An 8,237-nucleotide genomic window follows, 5' to 3' on the forward strand; every position below is an offset into this window, starting at 1 on the left:
AATCACTCTGACAAAAACAACTTCTCAATTCTAAATTCTCAATTCATTAACCCTACCTTTTTAGGCAAAATGTTTTTGAAGAGTTCCTCAAAAAAAATCACTCTGACAAAAACAACTTCTCAATTCTCAATTCTTAATTCATTAACCCTACCTTTTTAGGCAAAATATTTTTGGAGAGTTCCTCAAAAAAAATCACTCTGACAAAAACAAATTCTCCATTCTCAATTTATGAACCCTATCTTTTTAGGCAAAATATTTTGGAGAGTTCCTCAAAAAAAATCACTCTGACAAAAACAAATTCTCCATTCTCAATTTATGAACCCTATCTTTTTAGGCAAAATATTTTGGAGAGTTCCTCAAAAAAAATCACTCTGATCAAAACAAATTCTCAATTCTCAATTCTCAATTCTCAATTCTCAATTCATTAACCCTATCTTTATTATACCAATTGTCAAAAACTTTGCTATACTTTGGTTTTATATTTCTAAATACTATTTATTGACATAATTTTATTGTTAACTAACCTCTGTAATTTTTCCAGTGATTTTTACCACCTTCCAAGGGTAGCATTAATGCATGAGAAATGGTATTAGGCAAAATGTTTTGGAGAGTTCCTCAAAAAAAATCACTCTGACAAATTCTCAATTCTCAATTCTCAATTCATTAACTCTATATTTTTAGGCAAAATGTTTTGGAGAGTTCCTCAAAAAAAATCACTCTGACAAATTCTCAATTCTCAATTCTCAATTCATTAACTCTATATTTTTAGGCAAAATTTTTTCGAGAGTTCCTCAAAAAAAATCACTCTGACAAATTCTCAATTCTCAATTCTCAATTCATTAACCCTACCTTTTTAGGCAAAATTTTTTTGGAGAGTTCCTCAAAAAAAATCACTCTGACAAATTCTCAATTCTCAATTCTCAATTCATTAACTCTATCTTTTTAGGCAAAATTTTTTTGGAGAGTTCCTCAAAAAAAAAACACTCTGACAAAAACAACTTCTAAATTCTCAATTCTTAATTCATTAACCCTACCTTTTTAGACAAAATATTTTTGGAGAGTTCCTCAAAAAAAATCACTCTGACAAAAACAACTTCTAAATTCTAAATTCTCAATTCTCAATTCTAACTTCGTTAACCCACCACTTTAATTGGTCCATCTACACTACCTGTAAAAAATTGTTGTATCAGAGGATTATCCACAGTATCAATTTCATCTACACTACCTTCCCACTGAACTTTTCCCTGGTAAAGAAAAACAACTCTGTCTGCTGTGCGACGAATGGTACTATGTTGATGAGTCACCATAACATAAGTGCTACACCCACCATCCACATATTGTATGTGACGGACTAGATCCTCAATTACAGTAGAAGCTATAGGGTCTAGACCAGCCGTAGGCTCATCATATAATAATACATCTGGATCGTCATGGGGATTTTCTGGATTAGTAATAATCGCTCTAGCAAAACTCACCCGTTTACGCATCCCACCAGATAATTCTGCTGGATAGCGATCGCCAATTTTACCCAAACCCACCATTTCCAACTTCTGGTTCACCAACTCCTGAATCTGGGAACGTAATAACTTAGAATGTTGATACAAAAGAAAACCGACATTTTCTTCCACTGTCAAAGAGTCAAACAGAGCTGCATTCTGAAACACCATACCAATAGTAATTGGATCTTTTAAATCATCCATCCATCTAACCCGTCGTTTTCCCTGCACATAAACTTCCCCAGCATCAGGAGTCAATAAACCAGCAATAATTCTGAGAACTGTAGATTTACCAGTGCCCGACGGACCAATAATAGCTAATGCCTCTCCACGATAAATTGTTAAGTCTGCTTCATCTAAGACAACATTTTCTCCAAATGACTTACTAACTCCTTTGAGTTCAATTAAAGGTTCTTGACGTACTCCCACCACTAAGCTCCTAGGGTCGCTATAGTTGGGGATTCTTGAAGGATATTGACCCTTACTGGCTGCGTCAAACAGACCCTAGACACTCGCTCAAAACTGAGTTGGTGCTTACTTTTTAACCCTATTCCTAAACTTCCATTTGCATCCGCATTAATTAAATGACCATCTTTTGTCTGATACAATCCACGCTTGATTCCTCTACCCGAGAAACTTTTTTTGACAGGATTATCAGCATTATAAACAGGCATTTTATCTCTATCAAGACTAGAGGCAATAGATGTATAGGATTCTTCTTGTTCAACGTAGTTCAAACCATATCGTTCACAGAGGCTTTTCAGCTTGCCACAAAGGGTAAAGATCGGAATTTGAACAAAATTGAGGCAGTGCGGTCTTGGGGTCTCCACAAGTGGAGCAACTGCCGTCTGATTGTTGCGTTTACCCAGCTTAGTTTCTTGTTTAAGAGTAGGGTTATACCCCACCACAATCGTTCCAATCTTTCTACTTACACAGAAATCAACAATGTATCTAGCAGCTTTATTTAGGTAGTCATTAACTTGATTTTTACGACGATAAGACAACCAAGCTTCTTGCTTGGTATGATGCCTAATTCCTTGCCGATATTTATGAGAACTAAGTTTAGCTCGACATTTATTAAACCACTGATTTTTGGACTTAAGCCAACGTCCATCGATGATAAAAGATTCGTCTGTAGAACTGACAATTGTAGCCAGATTATTCAATCCCAAATCAATAGAAATTGCTTCATCTTTGTCCACATTTATCTGTTCCTCATTATACTCATAAACAAATGCAGCATCCAAAAATTTGCCTTTTTGCTTCGGAAGTATTCGGATTTCCTTGATTCGATACTCTCTCAAATTAGGAGGCACTCTAATATAGACAGAGCCATGATCTCTAGTGTATTTGCGAGATGTGGGAATCTTAAACTTCCAATTATCTTTGGCAAAGTCATGTCTGGCTCTAATTGGAATTATCAAAGGGAAAAAACCATCTTTCGGCAAATATCTTGGGAGATTAATCCTCTGTTGATAAACTCCTTCTTTTTTCATCAATAGTAGTTTAAAGAATGCTTTAAAGCATTTATCTACAGATTTAAGTGTTTGTTGACCACAATCAGTTGCCAAGAGTTGATAATTTTCATTCTCTTTGCACAAGTGATAATTAGATTCGTAACTGAGATATTTATTCTCTTGAAAGAAATATTGACGGACTGTGTACAACCCAACATTAAACAAGTTTTTGGACAAGTGACACAAAAAAGTCAACACACTTTTTTCCGATTGATTCAGTTTGAGTCTAACTGTTTGAGTCCACAAAATTTGATTAATCCGCTATTTAGGAGTTACTTTAGCGGAACCACCTCAACTTGTCAATCTTATTAGAGGACGCCCATTCCCCTCAACCTAAAACCTAATTCAAACTTAACAATGCACAACTGGAAAACTAGCAATGAAAAAGTCAAAACTAATTTAATGGACTTTGTTCAAAGTACATTATATCTGAGTTCCCCCATCTCATCCCCAACAAAATTTGGTCCTGAAGCGCCATAATAGTGCCAGAATCCTCTTTATGTAGATAGTATTTTTAGAAAAATCTGTTTTTAATTCAGCTAAGGCTAAAATTCTTATGTCAACTGGTTTACTCAAGAAAACTCTACGCATCTTTCTCAAAAGTAACTTTTCTATTGCAAAACGTCAAAAGAGTCACTCTCGGATAGTTAGCCAATGGTTTAAATGGCTTGCACCAGGATTATTCGTCAAACGATGGTTACTTTTGAGTGCTGCTGGCGTACTACTAACTAGCTTAGGAGTAGCAATATGGACGGGAATGACTCCTATTTTTTATACCCTAGAGCTACTCAAGAACTTTTTGGGATGGATAACAACTATAGTACCTAATTATATTTCCGGGCCAATAATTATCCTTAGTGGTTTGTTATTTATTTTCTGGGGACAAAACCGCAGTTTAAACACTATTACTAAAGTGTTAATGCCAGAGGGAGATGAAGAACTGGTCGATAGGTTACTTACCCATCGACGATTAAATAAAGGTCCCAAAATTGTAGCTATTGGTGGGGGTACTGGTCTTTCGACTTTATTAAGGGGTCTCAAAGGTTATAGTGCTAATATTAGTGCTATTGTTACGGTTGCAGATGATGGTGGGTCTTCTGGTAGGTTGCGCCGAGAAATAGGGGTACTCCCACCAGGAGATATTCGGAATTGTTTGGCAGCTTTAGCTAACGAGGAAAAGTTGTTAACTGAGTTATTTCAATATCGGTTTCGTGCTGGTGATGGGTTGGTGGGTCACAGTTTTGGCAATCTTTTCCTTACAGCAATGAGTGAGGTGACAGGTGATTTAGAAAGAGCTGTTGCAGCTAGTTCAAAAGTTTTAGCTGTCCAAGGTCAGGTTTTGCCTGCTACTTTGACTGATGTTAACCTCTGGGCAGAATTGGCAGATGGGCGACGTATTGAGGGGGAGTCTAATATTACTGAAGCAGGAGGCAAAATTATCAAAATAGGTTGTACTCCTGAAAATCCTCCTGCTTTGCCTAAAGTTTTGCAAGCTATAGAAGAAGCTGACTGTATTATTATCGGTCCTGGTAGTTTATATACTAGCGTTATTCCTAATTTATTAGTATCTGAAATTGCAGAGGCTATTACTTTAAGAAATATTCCTAGTATTTATGTTTGTAATATTATGACTCAGCCTGGGGAAACTACTGGATATAGTGTAGCTGACCATATTCGTGCTATTGATGTTGCTTGTGGTAAACGATTATTTGATACTGTTTTAGTGCAGGGAAAAAGCCCTTCGGCACAAGCTTTAATTAAGTATGCTCAAGAAGATTCTCATCCGGTTTTTCTTGACCGAGAAGCAGTTAGAAATTTGGGGCGGAAAATTCTTTTAACTAATGTGATGTATGAGGATGAGCAAACTGGTTTTGTTCGCCACGATCCGATGATGTTGGCACAGGTTTTATTTCAGTGGTATAGTCGGATTTAAAAGGAAGAAGGTTTTGGTTATCTAGGAGAGAAGGAAGAAGGAAAAAAGATTGAATGAAGGGAAGTTTGGGAAGGGTAGGAAGTGTTGGAAGATGAAGAGGAGAATAGTTGGAATTAAATTTTAATATGGGAGAATTAACCCTAAATTATTCATTATAAAAAAACGTATTTTAAATAGATTTACTATTGATAAATATCCATTTAATAGCAAATATATAACTTTTCTATTTTGTCAATTTTTCTGTGAAGAAAGATGTTGCTAAGGCATCGCCTTTAAAGGGGATAAAAAGCGGTCGATAGATGAGGAGGTTTATCGCTATTGCAGATCCGCTTGTTTTTCATTTTGTGTAGCAAAACGCCATATCCAATCCACCAAGAAAAAAAAATCAAATTCAGTATTTCAAGCCTCCTACTTCAGTAGGAGATGCTGATAACTGAAAATAACCAGTTTAAAAATTAACAATTAAATGAAAAGTCAAGAAGTTTTTTTGTCACTAGCAAATGCAGCAGCTACTTACAATCTTGGTAAAAGTCTGGGGGAATTTTTACCTGCTGGTAGTGTAATTTTATTGGAAGGAAATTTAGGTACTGGTAAGACTACTTTGGTTCAAGGTATTGGAGCAGGTGTGGGAATAAGTGAAACAATTGATAGCCCTACATTTACTTTAATTAATGAATATTTTTCTGGCAAAATTCCTCTTTATCATTTTGATTTATATCGTTTAGAAAGTTCAGAGATTGAAGCTTTAAATTTGGAGATTTATTGGGAAGGTTCAGAAGTACCTTTGGGTATTGTAGCAATTGAATGGTCTGAGAAGTTGGTTTATTATCCTCCTAATTTTTTACGGGTTTGTTTGAGTTTTTCTGAGGCAGGAGATACTGTTGATCCAACACTCCGTGGACGTCATGCTAAATTGATTTCTATTGGTAAGCTTAATTTTGATTGGGAAAAATTTAGTATTGAAAGTTGATTGAGAAAATTGCATACAAAATTATCAAATTAAACCATGGATAATACAATTTCCCAATCATTTATCCTTTATTGGGGAACTACTTTTATACTTTTTTAGAGGAAATAATTGATACAATTATGTCTTTTTGATTTTGTCAACCCCCTTGTATAAACTGGTGTTGGGTTTGCCATAATAAAAATAGAACTAGACAAAAAGTCTAATTCCACTAACCATAGAAAAATTGGAGACCAACAAATGTCTAAACAAAAACTTAGCTCTTCCTTCAAAAACTTTCAAATTCAGAATATCAACAATACTAACCCAGAGAAAAAGCTAGATGAGGATTTTTTAGAGTTGAAGCCAGAGGAAATGGACGCAATTGTTGGTGGCAACTATTATCAACCAGGTAAGGGTTGGACTGAATGCTATTTGAAGTAATTAACATACTCCTAAAACTAACACTTAAAGTTTTGGTGTAGGATTATTAAGATGGACTTTTAGTTCAACTTAATACTATTACTTCCTTTCTCAATTATATCACACGACTATTGATAAATTTACAAATTTTTTCTGTTCACTCCTTGGCACTCTGTTAACTGTTACTTCCGACCAATTTACGGATAACTATTGGTAGTAGTGGCAGAGATTAGAATAATATTGCCTAGGAGTTTACTACCCCAGTATGATTTTGCTGGGGGCTTTTTTTAGGTTACCTATTAGATTAATTTTAAATTATACCAATTACAAAAAAGAATATGGATAATAAGGGTGATTAAAAGACTGTTATAATTAAATAATGCTCTTGTTTTTGCTAGGTATTGGGGGTTTTGTTCAACCTAGTAAATAACTGGTGCAGTGTCTATCAATAAGTGAGTTAAATTCTGGAGACTTTCTTTTATGGGAATAGCAGAAAATAAATTATCCCAATTTTTCTACTAATCGCCTTAACTGGTTACTCCCTACTCCCTTACTTGTTCAATTTCTTCCCTACTCCCTACTCCCTACTCCCTACTCCCTACTCCCTTATTTTCATAGCTAATGGGATAATTTTTTATTTGGAAGTCCCTATATTTACTGTTAATTACTCAATTTCTTTTGTTTAATTTCTAACTCTGGAAACTCTCCTCGTCTTATCCGGGTAACATATTCTTGAGTATCCATTCCTTATAATAGGTTGTATTCCTTCTAAGTCTGTCCAATCTCTACCCGCAAAAATTAATTAGGTAGCTCCATAAAATGTCAAAGCTCGACCCCGAACCTCAGAATTAAATTCACCACGATTAAAAGCAACTTCTCCCCCAACAATAGTAATAATAGGCCAACCAGTTAAACTCCATCCTTCAAACGGACTCCACCGACATTTTGTCATTAATTCCTCTCTTAAAACAGGGCGATAATTATCCAGATCGACTAATACTAAATCTGCATCAAAACCAGGAGCGATCGCTCCCTTTTTCGGAATTCCATAACCCTTAGCAACAGCAGTAGACATCCAATTAGAAACCTGAGCAACAGAACATTTTCCCTGGATAGCTTGAGTCAACATTAAAGGTAAAGAAGTTTCTACCCCAGGCATTCCTGAAGGAGTATTCGGATAACCTTTTGCTTTTTCTTCCAAAGTATGAGGTGCATGATCTGTGGCAATAAAATCAATTACTCCATCTAACAAAGCTTGCCATAAAATATCATTATCCCGAACAGACTTTAAAGGAGGATTCATCTGAGCTAAAGTACCAATTTTTTCATAAGCACTTGTATTTAATAACAAATGTTGAGGCGTAACTTCAGCAGTTACCCAACTAGGTTTATCCTGACGCAATAATTCAGCTTCATCTCCAGTCGAAGTATGCAAAATATGTAGGCGTCGCTGATATTTTTTCGACAATTTCAAAGCCATCTTAGTTGCCAACAAAGCTGCTTCATTATCCTGAATTTGTGAATGAATAGCAGGGTCAGAAATTCCAGCAAATTCTTTTTTCCTTTCATCAATTCGAGCTTGATTTTCTGCATGAACAGCAATTAACCTTTTTCCCCTAGCAAAAATTGGTTCTAACTTTTCCTCAGTATCTACTAATAAAGGTCCGTGCATGGAACCCATAAAAATTTTAATCCCAGGAGTAGGATTAGCTGTTAATAGATCGGGTAAATTTTCTGCAGTTGCCCCAATAAAAAAACCGAAATTAACCAAACATTTTTGAGCTGCCCGTTGTAATTTATCATCCAATGCAGCTTGAGTCGTAGTCAAAGGTTTAGTATTAGGCATTTCCAGAAAAGAAGTAACACCACCTTTCACACAAGCTCGACTAGCAGTAAATAAATCTTCTTTATGTTCTAATCCA

The 8,237-nt window shown here is 35.5% G+C and carries 6 protein-coding genes; 3 read left to right on the plus strand and 3 right to left on the minus strand.

Annotation, left to right across the window (positions count from 1 at the left end; all coding sequences use genetic code 11):
* Positions 1 to 1,133 precede the first annotated feature (1,133 nt).
* Together F6K22_RS23115 and F6K22_RS23120 are read right to left on the minus strand one after the other, a co-directional pair.
* A complete protein-coding gene (locus F6K22_RS23115) occupies positions 1,134 to 1,925 on the minus strand; it encodes an ABC transporter ATP-binding protein (RefSeq protein WP_293103262.1) in 792 nt (263 codons plus the stop codon).
* Positions 1,926 to 1,927: 2 nt separating this feature from the next.
* Complete coding sequence (locus tag F6K22_RS23120) at positions 1,928 to 3,259, minus strand: RNA-guided endonuclease InsQ/TnpB family protein (protein ID WP_293103265.1); 1,332 nt, start codon at positions 3,257 to 3,259, stop codon at positions 1,928 to 1,930.
* A 310-nt stretch (positions 3,260 to 3,569) separates the two neighbouring features.
* Between F6K22_RS23120 and F6K22_RS23125 the strand changes: the two genes are divergently transcribed.
* The 3 genes from F6K22_RS23125 (at position 3,570) to F6K22_RS23135 (ending at position 6,336) form a co-directional block, all read left to right on the plus strand.
* Positions 3,570 to 4,946, plus strand: a complete 1,377-nt coding sequence (locus F6K22_RS23125; protein ID WP_293103268.1) for a gluconeogenesis factor YvcK family protein — start codon at positions 3,570 to 3,572, stop codon at positions 4,944 to 4,946.
* Between the two features lie 466 nt (positions 4,947 to 5,412).
* The gene (tsaE, locus tag F6K22_RS23130) at positions 5,413 to 5,916 is read left to right on the plus strand and encodes a tRNA (adenosine(37)-N6)-threonylcarbamoyltransferase complex ATPase subunit type 1 TsaE (RefSeq protein ID WP_293103271.1); all 504 of its coding nucleotides are present in this window, start codon (positions 5,413 to 5,415) and stop codon (positions 5,914 to 5,916) included.
* Between the two features lie 237 nt (positions 5,917 to 6,153).
* Positions 6,154 to 6,336, plus strand: a complete 183-nt coding sequence (locus tag F6K22_RS23135) for a hypothetical protein (protein ID WP_293103274.1) — start codon at positions 6,154 to 6,156, stop codon at positions 6,334 to 6,336.
* Positions 6,337 to 7,117: 781 nt separating this feature from the next.
* Here F6K22_RS23135 and F6K22_RS23140 read toward each other — a convergent pair.
* Positions 7,118 to 8,237 (minus strand): dihydroorotase (locus F6K22_RS23140; protein ID WP_293103277.1); only part of this gene is annotated, 1,120 nt, incomplete at its 5' end.

This window comes from Okeania sp. SIO2F4 (assembly GCF_010672385.1).
Taxonomy (GTDB): domain Bacteria; phylum Cyanobacteriota; class Cyanobacteriia; order Cyanobacteriales; family Microcoleaceae; genus Trichodesmium.

What these genes read in the sequence shown, in the direction of transcription:
- F6K22_RS23125 (WP_293103268.1), top strand. Translation starts at nt 3,570, where the DNA reads ATGTCAACTGGTTTACTCAAGAAAACTCTACGCATCTTTCTCAAAAGT.
- tsaE (WP_293103271.1), top strand. Translation starts at nt 5,413, where the DNA reads ATGAAAAGTCAAGAAGTTTTTTTGTCACTAGCAAATGCAGCAGCTACT.
- F6K22_RS23135 (WP_293103274.1), top strand. Translation starts at nt 6,154, where the DNA reads ATGTCTAAACAAAAACTTAGCTCTTCCTTCAAAAACTTTCAAATTCAG.